This is a genomic window from Streptomyces sp. NPDC102437, assembly GCF_044765565.1.
Classification (GTDB): Bacteria; Actinomycetota; Actinomycetes; order Streptomycetales; family Streptomycetaceae; genus Streptomyces.
On record NZ_JBIWKI010000010.1, the window covers coordinates 171,688 to 188,506 of the forward strand.

The window sequence follows — 16,819 nt, forward strand, 5'->3', positions numbered from 1 at the left end:
AGGTTTGAGGAAGGCGTACGGCGGACATGGCGCAGCAGGAGACGGACGAGCAGATCAGCGTCGACGACGAGGGTTTCGTCGTTGACACCGAGGACTGTGAGGCGCGCGAGGCGGCACATCGCGAGCGCGGCACCTCCCGTCCGATCACGGTCGTGGGCAACCCGGTGCTCCACAAGGAGTGCAAGGACGTCACCGAGTTCGACGACGAGCTGGGCCGGCTGATCGACGACATGTTCGCGAGCCAGCGGACGGCGGAGGGCGTCGGCCTGGCAGCCAACCAGATCGGTGTCGACCTCAAGGTCTTCGTCTACGACTGCCCGGACGACGACGGTGTGCGGCACGTGGGCGCCATCTGCAACCCGGTGCTGGAAGAGCTCGCGCCCGAGGACCGGATCCTGGACGACTCCAACGAGGGCTGCCTCTCCGTCCCGACGGCGTACGCCTCGCTGGCCCGCCCGGACTACGCGGTGGTCCGCGGACAGGACGCCAAGGGCAACCCGGTCAAGGTCCGGGGCAGCGGCTACTTCGCCCGCTGCCTCCAGCACGAGACGGACCACCTGTACGGCTACCTGTACATCGACCGGCTCTCGAAGCGGGACCGCAAGGACGCGCTGCGGCAGATGGCGGAGAACACGCCGCGCTACGAGGTCGTGCCGAACGACTGAGCGCGTCCCCGGTCGTCACTGCTGGGCCCGGCACCTCGCACGCATCGCGAGGTGCCGGGCCCAGCGGCTTCCGCACCGGATTCCGCAGCAGGACGCGCGTCAACTGTCATTCGTACCTGGGCAGTTGACGCGCGTCGACTCGTCCGACAGGCTCTCTCACCACACTTCCGTCACAGCGGGGAGCCCCACATGCTCAGACGTACCGCACGACTCCTGCTCGGACTTGTCATGGCCATGGCTTTCACTTTGGGTGGTGCCGTGGTGACCGCCGGCACCGCACAGGCCGACGGCTGCTACACCTGGACCCGCACGATGTCCCCCGGCGCCACCGGCAACGACGTCGTCCAGCTCCAGATCCGGGTGGCCGGCTACCCCGGCTACAACTCCGTACTCGCCGTCGACGGCTCCTACGGACCGGCCACCACCGCCGCCGTCAAGCGCTTCCAGGCCGCCTACGGCCTCGCCGCCGACGGCATCGCGGGCCCGGCCACCCAGGCCAAGATCTACGAGCTCCAGGACAACGACTGCACCCCGGCGCACTTCACGTATGCCGAGCTCAACCACTGCAACAGCACCTGGGCCGGTGGTGCCGTCGCTGCGGGAACCGCCAAGGCCAACGCGCTGAGCACCATGTGGAAGCTGGAAGCGCTGCGGCACGCGCTCGGTGACCGCCCCATCACCGTCAACAGCGGCTTCCGCTCCACGTCCTGCAACAGCGCGGTCGGCGGGGCCTCGAACAGCCGTCATCTGTACGGTGACGCGGCCGACCTGGGCGGGATCGCCTTCTGCACCCTGGCCCAGCAGGCCCGCAACCACGGGTTCAACGGGATCCTCGGCCCGGGTTACCCGGACCACAACGACCACGTCCACGTGAACCAGGGCCCCAGCCACTTCTGGTCCGCGCCCAACTGCGGCATCTGACGCGCGCGTGGGGCCCGCCGGCACCGGCGGGCCCCACCTTGCGCGGGACGGTCAGGCGGTCTCGGCCGTCAGCCGCGTACCGCCCGTCGTCTGGACCGCGGCGCCGTCCGCGGCCTGCCGGGTCAGGGAGAGCTGCGAGATGGCGTTGCGCAGGGTCAGTGCCCCGGCCCCGGGGTCCAGTTGCCAGCGCTGGGTGCGCGCCGTCACCGAACAGACACCGAGCGACAGCTCGGCCCCGACCTCCAGCGGAGCGCCCAGGTACTTCTTGCCCCGCACCGCGTCCAGGCACTGGTCCGTCCCGGCCGAGCGCACCGTGTAGTACCCGTCGGCGGTCGCCGTCAGCGTCCAGGAGGCCGCGCCGCCGCGGACCAGGGACACATCCGAGTCCGCCCCGGGGACCAGGACCTCGTCCCCGGCGGTCAGCCGGTAGGTGCCGTCGGCCAGCGGGGTGCGGTCGGTGTTCGACCAGCCCGGCGCGTGGCCGATCCGCCTGGCCAGCTCCTCGAAACCGTCGTACGTCCCGCTGGGCTGCGGGCCGCCTCAGGTGGCCTGCCGCCAGGAAGCGCAGCGGCATGAAGGTCTTCTCCTCCACCTCGTTCTCGGTCTCGGCCGCGGCGCTGTCCGGCCACAGGCTGATCTTGGCCCCGGTGACGTTCGCCGCCGTCGCGGGCAGGGTCTCGCCCTCGAAGCGCAGCGGGGTCCAGTCGCTCTCGTAGAGCTTGCGGGTCTGCGCGAAACGGCGCGCGTCGGCGGTCGTACGGCTGTCGCGCACCCCGTCCAGCACGATGCGGGCCCGGTCGGCCAGCGTGAACTCGCCCTCCCTGGGCTGCCATTGCCGCAGCGAGGGCAGCACTTCGGGCGGGGGCGCGGCCGAGGCGGCGTCCCCGGCCGAGGCGCTCTGCCAGGGCAGCAGCGCGGCGGCGAGCGCGGCCACCACGGCCCCGATGGTCCTTCGTCTTGTCATCCGCATGTCCATGCCGATGACCCTCTTGGCTCGGCCGGGTCGCGGTCCATGGACAGGTGTGGCGAAGAATTGGACGATCGACCCGACGTCAGACCTGTGACGGATGACGTGTAGGTCAGGCCGCGCCGGCCATCGAGGTCGGGCCACGGAAGGTGCGGCGGTACGCATTGGGTGTGGTGTCCAACGAGCGTACGAACTGGTGGCGCAGCGCGGCGGCGGTCCCGAAACCGGTGCGCCCGGCGATCGTGTCCACCGTTTCGTCGGACGTCTCCAGTAGGTGCTGTGCCAGCAGCACCCGCTGGCGCAGCAGCCAGCGGTACGGAGTGGTGCCCGTCTCCTGCTGGAAGCGGCGGGCGAAGGTGCGCGGCGACATGTGGGCCTGGGCGGCGAGCTGCTCGACGGTCATCTCCTGGTCGAGGTGGCGCTCCATCCAGACCAGCGTCTCGCCGACGGTGTCGCAGGAGGTGCGGGGCAGCGGCCGCTCGATGTACTGCGCCTGGCCGCCGTCCCGGTGCGGCGGCACCACCATGCGGCGGGCGAGCGCGTTGGCGGCGTCGGGACCGTACGCCTGCCGGACCAGATGCAGACAGGCGTCGATTCCGGCCGCCGTGCCCGCCGAGGTGATGACCTGGCCCTCGTCCACGTACAGCACATCGGGCTGGACGACGGCCCGGGGGAAGCGGCGGGCCAGCGCCGCCGCGTGGCGCCAGTGGGTGGTGCAGCGGCGTCCGTCCAGCAGTCCGGCCGCGCCGAGCACGTACGCGCCGGAGCAGACGCTCATCACCCTGGCCCCCCGGTCCACGGCCCGGCGCAGCGCGTCGAGGACCTCCTCGGGGTACTCCCGGTCCCGGAAGTTGCTCCCGGCCGGCACGGCGATGAGGTCGGCCTCGTCCAGACGGTCGAGGCCGTGCGGAGTACTGATGGTGAAGCCGGCGTGGGTCCGCAGCACCGGGCCCTCGGCGGAGACCACGGCGAAGTCGTGGACCGGCAGGCCCTGATCGCTGCGGTCGAGCCCGAAGACCTCGCACAGCACGCCGAGTTCGAAGGGGTGGACCTCGTCGAGCAGCAGAACCGCGACATTTTTCAGCATGACGCCAGTGTGGCAGTAATTCGAGGTTCCATGACAGTCCTGCCACTGCCGCAATGTGCCCGCGCGGACGAGAGTAGAGCCATGAACACATTCCAGAACGTCCTGGGCATAGCCGCACTTATCGCTCTCGTCCTGCTGCCCGCCCTCGCCGGGCTCGCCCGCGAGCGCCGCATCGACCGCGAACTGCGCGCCGCGGAACGGGCCCGGAGCGACGGACCCCCGCAAACGGCGGGCGCCGCGCGACCCGTCATGGCCGCGCGGCGCCCCCACCTCAGAAGCTGGGCCAGGGTCTAGGGCCCGAAGAGGATCTAGAAGTCGTCGTCGAAGGCGACCGAGCCCTCCACCGCCACCTGGTACGCGGACGGCCGGCGCTCGAAGAAGTTCGTCAGCTCCTGCACGCCCTGGAGCTCCATGAACGAGAACGGGTTCTCGGAGCCGTACACCGCCGGGAAGCCCAGCCGGGTGAGCCGCTGGTCGGCGACGCACTCCAGGTACTGCCGCATTGACTCGGTGTTCATGCCCGGCAGCCCGTCACCACACAGATCGCGGCCGAACTGGAGCTCCGCGGCCACCGCCTCCTTCAGCATGTCGGTGACCTGCTGCTGGAGCTCGTCGTCGAAGAGGTCCGGCTCCTCCTTGCGGACGGTGTCCACGACCTCGAACGCGAAGTTCATGTGCATCGTCTCGTCACGGAACACCCAGTTGGTGCCCGTGGCGAGACCGTGCAGCAGGCCCCGCGAGCGGAACCAGTAGACGTACGCGAACGCGCCGTAGAAGAACAGCCCCTCGATGCACGCCGCGAAGCAGATCAGGTTCAGCAGGAAACGGCGGCGGTCGGCCTTCGTCTCCAGGCGCTCGATCTTCTCGACCGAATCCATCCACTTGAAGCAGAACTGCGCCTTCTCGCGGATCGACGGGATCTCCTCGACCGCGTCGAACGCCGCCGCGCGGTCGTCCGGGTCGGGCAGATAGGTGTCCAGCAGCGTCAGATAGAACTGGACGTGCACGGCCTCCTCGAAGAGCTGCCGCGACAGATACAGCCGCGCCTCGGGGGAGTTGATGTGCTTGTACAGCGTCAGCACGAGGTTGTTGGAGACGATCGAGTCGCCCGTCGCGAAGAACGCGACCAGTCGGCCGATCATGTGCTGCTCGCCGGGGGACAGCTTGGCGAGGTCGGCGACGTCGGAGTGAAGGTCGACCTCCTCCACCGTCCAGGTGTTCTTGATCGCGTCCCGGTAGCGCTCGTAGAAGTCCGGGTAGCGCATCGGCCGCAGGGTCAGCTCGAAGCCGGGGTCCAGCAGGTTCTTCTCGGAGTTGGTGGAGCTCATTACTGGCAGGCCTCGCAGGACTCGGGGTTTTCGAGGGAGCAGGCGATCGCGTCCGCGTCGGGCGCCGAGGCCTGCTGTACGGGAATGGGAGCGGCGGCCGCCTGGCCGGAGGCGGCACGGGCGATCCGGGTCGCCGGGCGCGAACGCAGGTAGTACGTCGTCTTCAGCCCCTGCTTCCAGGCGTACGCGTACATCGAGGAGAGCTTGCCGATCGTCGGCGTCTCCAGGAACAGGTTCAGCGACTGGCTCTGGTCCAGGAACGGCGTACGGGCCGCCGCCATGTCGATCAGGCCGCGCTGCGGGATCTCCCACGCGGTGCGGTACAGCGCCCGCACCTCCTCGGGGATCCAGGCGAAGCCCTGCACCGAGCCACTGGCCTCGCGCAGCGCCTCACGGGTGCGCGCGTCCCACACCCCGAGCTTCTTCAGCTCGTCCACCAGGTACGCGTTGACCTGGAGGAACTCGCCGCTGAGCGTCTCGCGCTTGAAGAGGTTGGAGACCTGCGGCTCGATGCACTCGTAGACGCCCGCGATCGAGGCGATCGTCGCTGTCGGTGCGATGGCGAGCAGCAGCGAGTTGCGCATCCCGCTCTTCGCGACCCGGGCGCGCAGCGCCTCCCACCGCTCGGGCCAGTTCAGCTCGGTGTCGTAGTGGTCGGGGTGCAGCACACCGCGCGCCGCCCGCGTCTGCGACCAGGCCGGCAGCGGGCCCGAGCGCTCCGCGAGCTCGCAGGACGACTCGTACGCGGCGAGCATGATCCGCTCGGAGATCTTCGTGGAGAGCGCGCGGGCCTCGGGGGAGTCGAAGGGCAGCCGCAGCTTGAAGAAGACATCCTGGAGACCCATGGCGCCCAGACCCACCGGGCGCCACTTGGCGTTGGAGCGGCCGGCCTGCTCGGTCGGGTAGAAGTTGATGTCGACGACCCGGTCCAGGAAGGTCACGGCGGTGCGGACGGTGGCATCCAGCCGCTCCCAGTCGATGCCGCCGTCGGCGACGAACGCGCCGAGGTTGACCGAGCCCAGGTTGCAGACCGCCGTCTCGCCGTCGTCGGTGACTTCGAGGATCTCGGTGCACAGGTTCGACGAGTGGACGACGGTGCCCGGCTCGGCGGTCTGGTTCGCGGTCCGGTTGGAGGCGTCCTTGAACGTCATCCAGCCCTGGCCGGTCTGGGCGAGGGTGCGCATCATCCGGCCGTACAGCTCACGGGCGGGGATCGTCTTGCGGGCCAGGCCCTGGGCCTCGGCGGCCCGGTAAGCGGCGTCGAACCCGTCGCCCCACAGGTCGACGAGACCGGGCACGTCGGCGGGCGAGAACAGCGACCAGTCGCCGTCCGCGTCGACCCGGCGCATGAACTCGTCCGGGATCCAGTGCGCCAGGTTGAGGTTGTGCGTACGCCGCTGGTCCTCACCGGTGTTGTCGCGCAGCTCCAGGAACTCCTCGATGTCCGCGTGCCAGGTCTCCAGGTAGACGGCGGCGGCGCCCTTGCGGCGGCCCCCCTGGTTGACCGCGGCGACGGAGGCGTCGAGCGTCTTCAGGAACGGCACGATGCCGTTGGAGTGCCCGTTGGTGCCCCGGATCAGCGAACCGCGGGAACGGATGCGGGAGTACGACAGACCGATGCCGCCCGCGTGCTTCGAGAGCCGGGCCACCTGGTGGTAGCGGTCGTAGATCGAGTCGAGCTCGTCCAGCGGGGAGTCCAGCAGGTAGCAGGAGGACATCTGCGGGTGCCGGGTACCGGAGTTGAAGAGCGTGGGGGAGGAGGGCAGGTAGTCGAGCCGGCTCATCAGCCCGTACAGCGCCGCCACTTCGTCCACGGCGCGCTGCGAATCGTCCTCGGCCAGTCCGGCCGCGACCCGCAGCATGAAGTGCTGGGGCGTCTCGACGACCTGGCGGGTGTGCGGGTGGCGCAGCAGATAGCGGCTGTGCAGGGTCCGCAGCCCGAAGTAGCCGAAGCGGTCGTCCGCGCCGTCGGCCAGCGAACGCTCCACCAGCGCGTCGAGGGCGGCCGCGTGCCGGGCGACGAACTCGGCGGTCCGGTCCGCGATCAGGCCCTCGCGGTGGCCGACCGCGACCGAGGCGGAGAAGGAGACCGCGCCCTGGCCGGCCGCCTCGTCCGCGATGGCGAGGGTCAGCAGCCGGGCGGCGAGCCGGGAGTAGGCGGGGTCCTCGGAGATCAGCCCCGCGGCGGCCTCGGTGGCCAGCGACCGAAGCTCGGCCTCGTCGGCGCGGGCGCTGCGGCCGCGCAGCGCGGCGGCGGCGACCCGGCCGGGGTCGGTGTCGGGCAGATCGGCGGTCAGTTCGGTCAGGGTCCGCAGCAGTGCGGTTCCCGGTCCGTCCTGTGCGGCGGCCTCGGACTCGGCTGCTGCGGACGCGGCGACTGCCGGATCGGCTGGCGCGATGGTCACGTGGTGCTCTCCCTCGCTCGGCTCGGGGCCGGCGGGGATCGGGGCAGCCCTGCGGGCGCGCAGACCCGGAGCAGGGCAGCACTTCGCACGGCGTCCACCGGCCCAACCGCGAGGCCCGGACGTCTGGGCATCCGGTTCGGTCGAGCCGGATGCGCTGCCGGCAGGTCATCGGACTGACTCGGGGGTGCACAAAAGCGCACTGAATACACCGTTGCGGGACAGTTCCGGATTCACACCGGATTCCCCTGCGGCGACAGCGAGGACGAGCATACATGTGGGGGCTGCCCGAAGAGGCAGCCCCCACATGTTGTGTCGGTCGGCAAATACCGGGACCACAGGACGCGTTCTGCGGCCCTTTCGGGCAGACGGCGGACGGGCCAGTCGCACCCCTTCGGGAAAGGGGCTCGACGGGCCGTTGGCAGGCCATGGGCCGCGGTTGTCAGTGGCCGCTCGGAGCGCCCGCCGTGGCCGGCGGGAGTTCCACCTCGACGCCCGGGTCGCCCGCGTCGGCGGTGTAGTCGGCCGGGGACGTCTCGTCGGTTCCGGCGGGTGCCTTCACGGCGTTCAGGACGAAGGTGAGCACCACCGTCACCACCACGTTCAGCACGAACGCGGTGAGGCCGATGTAGCCGATCTCGCCGATTCCGGGGATCTCCTTGGACGAGCCGCCGAAGTGCTTCTGCGTCGGCGAGGCGACCCCGTACGCGGCCACCGTCCCGTACACCATGCCGACCGCCCAGCCGGCGAGCAGCGCCCAGCGGTGGAACCAGCGGGTGAACAGGCCGCCGACCAGGGCCGGCATCGTCTGGAGGATCCAGATGCCGCCGAGCAGCTGGAAGTTGATCGCGACCGTCTTGTCCATGGTGAGGACGAAGGCGAGTGCGCCGACCTTGACCAGCAGCGAAACCAGCTTGGAAACCTTGGTCTCCTGCTCCGGGGTCGCGCCCGGCTTCAGGAAGTCCTTGTAGATGTTGCGGGTGAACAGGTTGGCCGCGGCGATCGACATGATCGCGGCGGGTACCAGCGCGCCGATGCCGATGGCGGCGAACGCGACGCCCGCGAACCAGTCCGGGAACATGTTCTCGAACAGCTGCGGGATGGCCAGCTGCCCGTTGTCCACCTTGATCCCGGCGGCGATGGCCATGAAGCCGAGCAGCGCCAGCAGGCCCAGCATCAGCGAGTACAACGGCAGGATCGTGGTGTTGCGCCGGATCACGTTGCGGCTGCGGCTGGAGAGCGTCGCCGTGATCGAGTGCGGATACATGAACAGCGCCAGCGCCGAGCCCAGTGCCAGGGTGGCGTAACCCCAGTGGCCCGCCTCGCCCGGCGCGAGTCCGGCCACCGGTTTGCCGGCCGCTGCGTTCTTCTGCGAGAACGCCTCGCCCGCCTTGGCGAAGATGTCGTCGAAGCCGCCGAGCTTGATCGGGATGTAGATGATCGCCACCGCGATGACCAGGTAGATCAGCCCGTCCTTGACGAAGGCGATCAGCGCGGGTGCCCTCAGCCCGGACGAGTAGGTGTACGCGGCGAGCACCGCGAACGCGATCAGCAGCGGCAGGTCCTTGATGAACCAGTGGGTGTTCTCGCCGCCGCCGACGCCCATCACGTCCAGCACCGCCTGGATGCCGACCAGTTGGAGCGCGATGTACGGCATCGTGGCGAGGATGCCGGTGACGGCGACCGCCAGCGACAGGCCCTTCGAACCGAACCGCCCGCGGACGAAGTCCGAGGTGGTGACGTACCCGTGCTTGTGCGAGACCGACCACAGCCGCGGCAGGAAGGTGAAGATCAGCGGGTACACGAGGATCGTGTACGGCACGGCGAAGAAGCCCGCCGCGCCCGCGGTGTAGATCAGCGCGGGCACGGCGACGAAGGTGTACGCCGTGTACAGGTCGCCGCCGAGCAGGAACCAGGTGACCCAGGTGCCGAAGGAGCGCCCGCCCAGGCCCCATTCGTCGAGGCTGGCCTCGTTCTCGGCCTTGCGCCACCGCGCCGCCAGGAAGCCCATGACCGTGACGGCCACGAAGAAGAAGATGAAGACGCCGAGCGCGACGCCGTTCACGCCGTCCTTCATGCCGACGCACCCCCCTTGCGGGCGCGCTGGTCACGCTGCCACAGCTTGTACGCGATCATCGTGAGCGCGGTGGAGATCAGCACCCAGAGCATCTGGTACCAGTAGAAGAACGGAATGCCGATGAAGGTGGGGTCCACCTTCGCGTACGAACTCACCCAGAGCATCGCCACGAACGGCGCGACGAGACAGAGGGCGATGACCACCCGCACCGGTGTGACGGTGGGTGGTTTTCCTTCTGGTCCTGCTGGCATGTGGCGACTCCGTCCCCTCGCTGAGCACCTTGTAATGCGCAGGAAATCTAGGGGAGGCTTCCGGTCACCGTCACCCCCCGTCCGCATTGCGGTCCGGCAACGGTCGGCCGAGTGGGTATTCATGCTCGAAATACGGCCAAACGTTCGACAGTTGGTCCGGGCCAAAGTGCGCGAGAGGCCCCCGCGGAGTGATGCGTTCCACGGGGGCCGGTCGATGGTGCGGAGTCAGTCCGTGGGCCGCTTCAGGCGCGCCACGAACTTGTACCGGTCGCCGCGGTAGACCGAGCGCACCCACTCCACCGGTTCGCCCTGTCCGTCGAGTGAGTGCCGGGAGAGCATCAGCATCGGCAGGCCCACGTCCGTACCGAGCAGCCCGGCCTCGCGCGGGGTGGCCAGCGAGGTCTCGATGGTCTCCTCGGCCTCGGCCAGCCGTACGTCGTACACCTCCGCCAGCGCGGTGTAGAGGGAGGTGTACTTCACCAGCGAACGGCGCAGCGCCGGGAAGCGTTTGGCCGAAAGGTGGGTGGTCTCGATCGCCATGGGCTCGCCGCTGGCGAGCCGCAGCCGCTCGATCCGCAGCACCCGGCCGCCCGCGCTGATGTCGAGCAGCCCCGCCAGGGTGTCGTCGGCCGTCACGTAGCCGATGTCCAGCAGCTGGGAGGTCGGCTCCAGGCCCTGGGCGCGCATGTCCTCGGTGTACGAGGTGAGTTGCAGGGCCTGCGAGACCTTCGGCTTGGCCACGAAGGTGCCCTTGCCCTGGATACGCTCCAGCCGGCCCTCGACGACCAGTTCCTGCAGCGCCTGGCGCACGGTGGTGCGTGAGGTGTCGAACTCGGCGGCCAGGGTCCGCTCCGGCGGCACGGGGGTGCCCGGCGGCATGGTGTCCGTCATGTCGAGCAGATGTCGCTTCAGCCGGTAGTACTTCGGGACGCGCGCCGTCCGTGTGGCCGCGCCCGTCTCGTTCTCCGTACTGCCCCCGTCGGCACCCATGGTCCGCCCTCCCGGCGCTTGCGTTGCTGCCGTCACCGGCTCCTCCGTCTGTCGCGGCTCACATGGTGGCACGGTCCGGTCACGGCTGGTCGCCCTCCCTTAGGTGTCGGTCCTATAACGGACGCGAGTGCACTTCTTATACACCCCTTGACACCCTTAAAGGTCTAGGCCAAGCTCCCCGTGCTGGTCTAAACCATTAAAGACCAGGTCCAGCCCCAGCAGTACTCGTCGAATGTCTTCGCGGTGGGCGGGGTTGCAGTATCCCTGAGGAGGGTTTGGCGTGAAGCGCAAGCTCATCGCGGCGATCGGCGTCGCGGGCATGATGATCGGCCTTGCGGCGTGCGGGTCCGACGACGGCGGCGACAGCGGCAAGAAGGCCGGTCCGGACGCGTACAAGGGCCAGACCCTGAAGGTGTGGACGATGTCCGGCTCGAACCCGGACGGGTGGACCAAGAAGGTCACCGAGGAGTTCGAGAAGAAGACGAAGGCCAAGCTGAAGATCGAGGTCCAGGACTGGAACGGCATCCAGCAGAAGGTCACCACCGCCCTCTCCGAGTCCAACCCGCCGGACGTCCTGGAGATCGGCAACACCCAGACCCCGGCGTACGCCAAGACCGGCGGTCTCGCCGAGCTCGGTGACCTGAAGAAGGAGATCGGCTCCGCCTGGGCCGACGGCGTCAACCAGCCCTCCGTCTTCGACGGCAAGCAGTACGCCCTGCCGTGGTACGTGGGCAACCGCGTCGTCATGTACAACAAGAAGGTCTTCAAGGACGCCGGCATCACCGAGACGCCGAAGACCCGCGCCGACCTCTTCAAGGCCTTCGAGGCCATCGAGAAGAAGGGCGACGCCGAGCCGATCTACCTGCCCGGCCAGAACTGGTACTTCTTCGACGGCCTGCTCGTCGGCAAGGACGTCTCGCCGGTCAAGAAGGAAGGCGACAAGTACGTCTCCAACCTGGCCGACCCGAAGGTCGCCGAGGCCATGGACGTCTACAAGCAGTACCAGGCCTTCTCCAAGGCCCCCAAGGACAAGGACGAGGCCACCCCGCAGCAGGCCGAGGTCTTCGCCAAGGGTAAGACCGGCGCCATAATCGCGATGGGCTACGAGGCCGGCACGGCCATCAAGGCCAACCCGAAGATCAAGGACGACATCGGCTTCTTCACCATCCCCGGTGAGACGGCCGACAAGCCCGAGGGCGTCTTCCTCGGCGGCTCGAACCTCGCCGTGGCCGCGGGCAGCAAGAACCAGGACCTGGCCAAGGAGTTCCTGAAGATCGCGCTCTCCGAGCAGAACGACGGTGAGCTGATCAAGGAGGCCGGCTGGTCCCCGAAGAACGACGCCATGCAGAAGTACACCGTCGGCCAGCCCGCCGCCGAGGCCGCCGGTCCGGCCGCCGCCAAGTCCGGTGGCACCACGCCGCTGATCCCGGAGTGGGCGCCGGTCGAGAACCCGCCGAACCCGATCAAGACCTACATGACGCTGGTCCTGCAGGGCAAGTCGCCCGCCGAGGCCGCCAAGCAGGTCGAGGGCGAGCTCAACAAGCGCCTCGGCCAGCAGCAGTAGTCGCAGTAGCGCGTCCCGCGCCGGGGCGGCGGGTCCCGACCCGCCGCCCCGGCTGTACGCACCGTTCCGTGTAGGGCTTTGTTGGAAGAGATGGCGAGCATGGCAGTGCAGACCGAACCCTCGGATGTGGCCAGGACGGCCGCAGTCCGCGGGCAGGACGGGGAACCACCCGTCGGGCAGCACGGGGGCAGCAAGCGGAAGCCGGGCATCGGCGCAGCGCCGTACCTGCTGATGATTCCCGCACTCGCGGTGACGGCGGTCTTCCTCGGGTACCCCCTGGTGAAGAACGCCATGCTGTCGTTCCAGAACCTCAATATGGGACAGCTGATCCAGCATGTCACCGAGTGGAACGGCTTCAAGAACTACCAGGAGATCCTCACCGGAGAGGACTTCTGGAAAGTCACGCTCCGCACGATCGTCTTCACCGGCGTCAATGTCGTCCTGATCATGGTCCTCGGCACCCTGGTCGGACTGCTGCTCGCCCGGCTCGGCAAGAAGATGCGGCTCACCCTGATGGCCGGCCTGGTGCTCGCCTGGGCGATGCCGATCGTGGCCGCGTCCACCGTGTTCCAGTGGCTGTTCGCCTCGCGCTTCGGCGTGGTCAACTACGTGCTGGACCAGCTCGGCTGGCACTCGATGGCCGACTACAACTGGACCGGATCGCAGTTCTCCACCTACTTCGTGGTCACCCTGATGATCGTCTGGCAGTCCATCCCGTTCGTGGCGATCAACCTGTACGCGGCGACCACGACCATCGCCAAGGAACTGTACGAGGCCGCCTCGCTCGACGGCGCCGGCGTCTGGAAGAGCTTCACCTCGGTGACGTTCCCGTTCCTGCGGCCCTTCCTCTACGCCACGACCTTCCTCGAAGTCATCTGGGTCTTCAAGGCGTTCCCGCAGATCTTCACCATCAGCGAGGGCGGCCCCAACCGCCTCACCGAGACCCTGCCGATCTACGCCTTCGTCGAGGGCGTCGGCAACCAGCACTACGGCATGGGCGCGGCGATCTCGTTGCTGACCATCCTGATCATGCTGGGGCTCACCTCCTACTACCTCCGCATCGTTCTCAAGCAAGAGGAGGACGAGCTGTGAAGCGCTCACTGTTCGGCCGCATCTGGCCCAACGCGACGGCGGTCATCCTCTTCGCCGGTCTGGTCTTCCCCGTCTACTGGATGTTCAGCACGGCGTTCAAACCGACCGGCGACATCATCACCGAGACGCCCGTCTGGTTCCCGACCGACGTCACGTTCGAGCACTTCAAGACGGCGTACCACGCGCCGGACTTCCTGACCCTGGTCGGGAACTCGCTCACCGTCACCCTGCTCGCCGTGGTCTTCTCGCTGATCATCGCGCTCTTCGCGTCGTTCGCGCTGGCCCGGATGCGGTTCAAGGGCCGCAAAGGCATGATCCTGGTCTTCATGATTGCGCAGATGGCACCGTGGGAAGTCATGATCATCGCGATCTACATGCTGGTCCGCGACGCGGACATGCTCAACAGCCTGGTCCCGCTGACCCTCTTCTACATGGTGATGGTCCTCCCCTTCACGATCCTGACGCTGCGCGGTTACGTTGCCGCCGTGCCCAGGGAGCTGGAGGAGTCCGCCATGGTCGACGGCTGCACCCGCCCGCAGGCGTTCGTCAAGGTGATCCTGCCGCTGCTCGCCCCCGGCCTGATGGCCACCTCGCTCTTCGGCTTCATCACCGCGTGGAACGAATTCCCGCTGGTCCTCATCCTCAACAAGGACCCCGAGGCCAAGACGCTGCCGCTCTGGCTCTCCCAGTTCCAGAGCCAGTTCGGCGACGACTGGGGCGCCACCATGGCGGCGGCCTCGATCTTCGCCATCCCGATCCTCATCCTGTTCGTCTTCCTGCAGCGCAAGGCCGTCAGCGGCCTCACCGACGGTGCCGTGAAGGGATAACGCCGCCATGACCACCCTGATATCCACCACGGACACCGTCACCCGCGACGCGCTCGCCGTCCTGCAGCCCGGCTTCACCGGCACCACCGCCCCGGACTGGGTGCTGCGCCGGGTCGACGAAGGGCTCGCCTCCGTCGCCCTGTTCGGCCGCAACATCCGGACGCCCGAGCAGGTGACCGCGCTCACCGCCCAGCTCAGGGCCGTCCGCGACGACCTGCTCGTCGCCATCGACGAGGAGGGCGGTGACGTCACCCGCCTCGAGGTGCGCACCGGCTCCTCGTTCCCCGGCAACCTCGGCCTCGGCCACGTCGACGACCTCGCCCTGACCCGCGCGGTCGCCCAGGAACTCGGCCGCCGGCTCGCCGAATGCGGCGTCAACCTCAACTGGGCGCCCTCCGCGGACGTCAACTCCAACCCGGGCAACCCGATCATCGGCGTACGTTCCTTCGGTGCCGACACCGGACTCGTGGCCCGGCACACCGCCGCGTACATCGAGGGCCTCCAGGCCGCCGGGGTCGCCGCCTGCACCAAGCACTTCCCGGGGCACGGCGACACCGCGATCGACTCGCACCACGCGATGCCGCGCATCGACGTGGACCTGGAGACCCTGCACGCCCGTGAGCTGGTGCCCTTCCGGGCCGCCATCGCGGCGGGCACCAAGTGCGTGATGAGCGCGCACATCCTGCTGCCCGCGCTCGACCCGGACCGCCCCGCCACGGTGAGCCCGCAGATCCTCACCGGCCTGCTGCGCCAGGAGCTGGGCTACGACGGCCTGATCGTCACCGACGCCGTGGAGATGCAGGCCATCGCCGCGACCTACGGCATCGAGCGGGGCTCCGTCCTGGCGATCGCCGCCGGGGCCGACGCGCTGTGCGTCGGCGGCGGCCTGGAGGACGACGGCACGGTGCTGAGGCTGCGCGACGCGCTGGTCCGGGCGGTGCGCAGCGGTGAACTGCCCGAGGAGCGGCTCGCGGACGCGGCCGCACGGGTACGCGCCCTCGCGTCCTGGACGCAGGGGGCCAAGGGGACGGGTTCGGGGCCGGGCGGGGCAGCGCAGGAGGGGACCGCGCCCGCCACCGGAATCGGCTCCGACATCGGCCTGGTCGCCGCCCGCCGGGCGGTGCTGGTGACCGGATCCGCCGCCCCGCTCACCGAGCCCGCGTACGTCGCCGCCTTCACCTCCGCCTCGAACATCGCCGTCGGCGACGAGACTCCGTGGGGCGTCGCCGCGGAGCTGGGCCGGCTGCTGCCGGGCACGGAGACCGACACGTACAGCAGCGAGACCGAGGCGCCCGCCGCCGCGGTGCTGCGGGCGGCGGGGGAGCGGCGCATCGTCGTGGTGGTCCGCGACGTCCACCGCCACGCCTGGATGGGCGAGGCGCTCGACGCCCTGGTGGCCGAGCGCCCCGACACGGCCGTCGTCGAGATGGGCGTACCGCAGGCGGCTCCCAGGGGCGCCCTGCACATCGCCACCCATGGCGCGGCCCGGGTCTGCGGCCTCGCGGCTGCGGAGATCGTCGTCAGCGGCACGGACGGCCGACGGCCTGAGCGCGGGGCGTGATGCGGGGCCGGGGGCCGCATCACGCCTGGCCCGATCCTGAAAGGGCTGTTCCGTAATCCCTGGCGGGCATGCGGCTGCGAGAGGGCCGGGGTACCCGGCGTGGGTGCCCCGGCCCTCTTCTGTGCGTCCGGGAGCCTTACAGCCCCTGCCACGGCGGCTTGGCCGCGTACGTGGCGCGGAAGTAGTCCGCCAGCTTCAGCTTCGACGCGGCGGCCTCGTCGACCACCACCGTCGCGTGCGGGTGCAGCTGGAGCGCCGAGGCGGGCACGACCGCGGCGACCGGTCCCTCCACCGTCTGCGCCACGGCGTCCGCCTTGCCCTCGCCGGTGGCGAGCAGGATCGGATGGCGGGACTCCAGGATGGTGCCGATGCCCTGGGTGATCACGTGGTGCGGCACCTGCGAGATGTCGTTGTCGAAGAAGCGCGCGTTGTCGACCCGGGTCTGCTCGGTGAGCGTCTTGATCCGGGTGCGGGAGGCGAGCGAGGAGCACGGCTCGTTGAAGCCGATGTGCCCGTCCGTGCCGATGCCGAGGAGCTGGAGGTCCACGCCGCCGGCCTCGGCGAGCGCCTTGTCGTACGCCAGGCAGGCCGCGTGGACGTCCTCGGCACTGCCGTCGGGGCCCATGAAGGACGCCTCGGACAGGCCGAGCGGTTCGACGACCTCGCGCAGCACCACCGAGCGGTAGGACTCGGGGTGGCCCGCGGGCAGCCCGACGTACTCGTCGAGCTGGCAGATGCGGGCGCGCGAGGCGTCGACGGCACCGGAGCGGACCTTGGCCGCCAGCGCCTGGTAGATGGGCAGCGGGGTCGAGCCGGTGGCAACGCCGAGAAGTGCGTCGGGCTTGCGGCTCAGCAGGGCGCCGATGGCCTCCGCGATGAGTTCGCCGCCTGCCTTGGCGTTCGGGACGATGACAACTTCCACGCGGGGCCTGCCTATCTGAAGAGTGAAGTCAGGTGGTATAGACCAATCGTCTTCCAATCTAGCAGACCTGGGCGACCCGAGCGCGGCGGACGTACCGTCCCGGCCGCGGTCCACCGACGGCCGTCCGGGATCGCCTGAGGAGGCCGAGGAGATCCTGGCGCGCGG

Annotated in this window: 16 protein-coding genes and 1 riboswitch; of the genes, 8 read left to right on the forward strand and 8 right to left on the reverse strand. The window is 69.4% G+C overall.

Features of this window, described 5'->3' with window-relative positions; genetic code table 11:
* Positions 1-26: 26 nt before the first annotated feature.
* Complete coding sequence (gene def / locus ACIRJP_RS15445; protein WP_404173232.1) at positions 27-665, forward strand: peptide deformylase; 639 nt, start codon at positions 27-29, stop codon at positions 663-665.
* 189 nt (positions 666-854) lie between these two features.
* Positions 855-1,586 carry a D-Ala-D-Ala carboxypeptidase family metallohydrolase gene (locus tag ACIRJP_RS15450; protein ID WP_404173235.1) on the forward strand — a complete coding sequence of 244 codons (732 nt, stop codon included), beginning with the start codon at positions 855-857 and terminating at the stop codon, positions 1,584-1,586.
* Positions 1,587-1,637: 51 nt separating this feature from the next.
* Here the strand turns inward: ACIRJP_RS15450 and ACIRJP_RS15455 are convergent, their stop codons facing one another.
* The gene (locus ACIRJP_RS15455) at positions 1,638-1,964 is read right to left on the reverse strand and encodes an RICIN domain-containing protein (protein ID WP_404173238.1); all 327 of its coding nucleotides are present in this window, start codon (positions 1,962-1,964) and stop codon (positions 1,638-1,640) included.
* A gap of 194 nt (positions 1,965-2,158) precedes the next feature.
* Here ACIRJP_RS15455 and ACIRJP_RS15460 point away from each other — a divergent pair, with 194 nt between their 5' ends.
* Positions 2,159-2,302 (forward strand): hypothetical protein, encoded by a 144-nt coding sequence (locus ACIRJP_RS15460; RefSeq protein ID WP_404173241.1) that lies wholly within the window; start codon positions 2,159-2,161, stop codon positions 2,300-2,302.
* Positions 2,303-2,665: 363 nt separating this feature from the next.
* Here ACIRJP_RS15460 and ACIRJP_RS15465 read toward each other — a convergent pair whose 3' ends face one another.
* A complete protein-coding gene (locus ACIRJP_RS15465) occupies positions 2,666-3,640 on the reverse strand; it encodes a GlxA family transcriptional regulator (protein ID WP_383714929.1) in 975 nt (324 codons plus the stop codon).
* 81 nt (positions 3,641-3,721) lie between these two features.
* Here ACIRJP_RS15465 and ACIRJP_RS15470 point away from each other — a divergent pair, with 81 nt between their 5' ends.
* Positions 3,722-3,934 carry a hypothetical protein gene (locus ACIRJP_RS15470; protein WP_404173244.1) on the forward strand — a complete coding sequence of 71 codons (213 nt, stop codon included), beginning with the start codon at positions 3,722-3,724 and terminating at the stop codon, positions 3,932-3,934.
* Positions 3,935-3,948: 14 nt separating this feature from the next.
* On the opposite strand, the gene ACIRJP_RS15475 is transcribed toward ACIRJP_RS15470, so the two are convergent.
* From ACIRJP_RS15475 to ACIRJP_RS15495, 5 genes are all read right to left on the reverse strand, one after another.
* Positions 3,949-4,968, reverse strand: coding sequence for a ribonucleotide-diphosphate reductase subunit beta (locus ACIRJP_RS15475; protein WP_266729798.1), 1,020 nt, complete (start codon positions 4,966-4,968; stop codon positions 3,949-3,951).
* On the reverse strand, positions 4,968-7,373 hold the full coding sequence (locus ACIRJP_RS15480; protein WP_404173247.1) for a ribonucleoside-diphosphate reductase subunit alpha: 2,406 nt from the start codon (positions 7,371-7,373) through the stop codon (positions 4,968-4,970). The genes ACIRJP_RS15475 and ACIRJP_RS15480 overlap by 1 nt, the downstream gene beginning before the upstream one ends.
* A gap of 141 nt (positions 7,374-7,514) precedes the next feature.
* Positions 7,515-7,656: riboswitch (cobalamin riboswitch) on the reverse strand.
* A 156-nt stretch (positions 7,657-7,812) separates the two neighbouring features.
* Positions 7,813-9,447 carry a monocarboxylate uptake permease MctP gene (gene mctP, locus ACIRJP_RS15485; RefSeq protein WP_404173249.1) on the reverse strand — a complete coding sequence of 545 codons (1,635 nt, stop codon included), beginning with the start codon at positions 9,445-9,447 and terminating at the stop codon, positions 7,813-7,815.
* A complete protein-coding gene (locus ACIRJP_RS15490; protein ID WP_358948943.1) occupies positions 9,444-9,698 on the reverse strand; it encodes a DUF3311 domain-containing protein in 255 nt (84 codons plus the stop codon). Before ACIRJP_RS15490 ends, mctP begins: the two co-directional genes overlap by 4 nt.
* Positions 9,699-9,923: 225 nt before the next feature.
* Positions 9,924-10,688, reverse strand: coding sequence for a GntR family transcriptional regulator (locus ACIRJP_RS15495; protein WP_266729794.1), 765 nt, complete (start codon positions 10,686-10,688; stop codon positions 9,924-9,926).
* Positions 10,689-10,968: 280 nt separating this feature from the next.
* On the opposite strand from ACIRJP_RS15495, the gene ACIRJP_RS15500 reads away from it, so the two are divergent.
* From ACIRJP_RS15500 to ACIRJP_RS15515, 4 genes are all read left to right on the forward strand, one after another.
* The gene (locus tag ACIRJP_RS15500; RefSeq protein ID WP_404173254.1) at positions 10,969-12,252 is read left to right on the forward strand and encodes an extracellular solute-binding protein; all 1,284 of its coding nucleotides are present in this window, start codon (positions 10,969-10,971) and stop codon (positions 12,250-12,252) included.
* A gap of 99 nt (positions 12,253-12,351) precedes the next feature.
* Positions 12,352-13,344: a carbohydrate ABC transporter permease gene (locus ACIRJP_RS15505; protein WP_404173257.1), complete on the forward strand. Its 993-nt coding sequence runs from the start codon at positions 12,352-12,354 to the stop codon at positions 13,342-13,344.
* The gene (locus ACIRJP_RS15510) at positions 13,341-14,171 is read left to right on the forward strand and encodes a carbohydrate ABC transporter permease (protein WP_404173260.1); all 831 of its coding nucleotides are present in this window, start codon (positions 13,341-13,343) and stop codon (positions 14,169-14,171) included. The genes ACIRJP_RS15505 and ACIRJP_RS15510 overlap by 4 nt, the downstream gene beginning before the upstream one ends.
* Before the next feature lie 7 nt (positions 14,172-14,178).
* Positions 14,179-15,732 (forward strand): glycoside hydrolase family 3 protein, encoded by a 1,554-nt coding sequence (locus ACIRJP_RS15515; RefSeq protein ID WP_404173263.1) that lies wholly within the window; start codon positions 14,179-14,181, stop codon positions 15,730-15,732.
* 136 nt (positions 15,733-15,868) lie between these two features.
* Here ACIRJP_RS15515 and nagB read toward each other — a convergent pair whose 3' ends face one another.
* Entirely contained in the window at positions 15,869-16,654 is a 786-nt protein-coding gene (gene nagB, locus ACIRJP_RS15520) for a glucosamine-6-phosphate deaminase (protein ID WP_404173266.1), read from the reverse strand.
* Between the last annotated feature and the right edge of the window lie 165 nt (positions 16,655-16,819).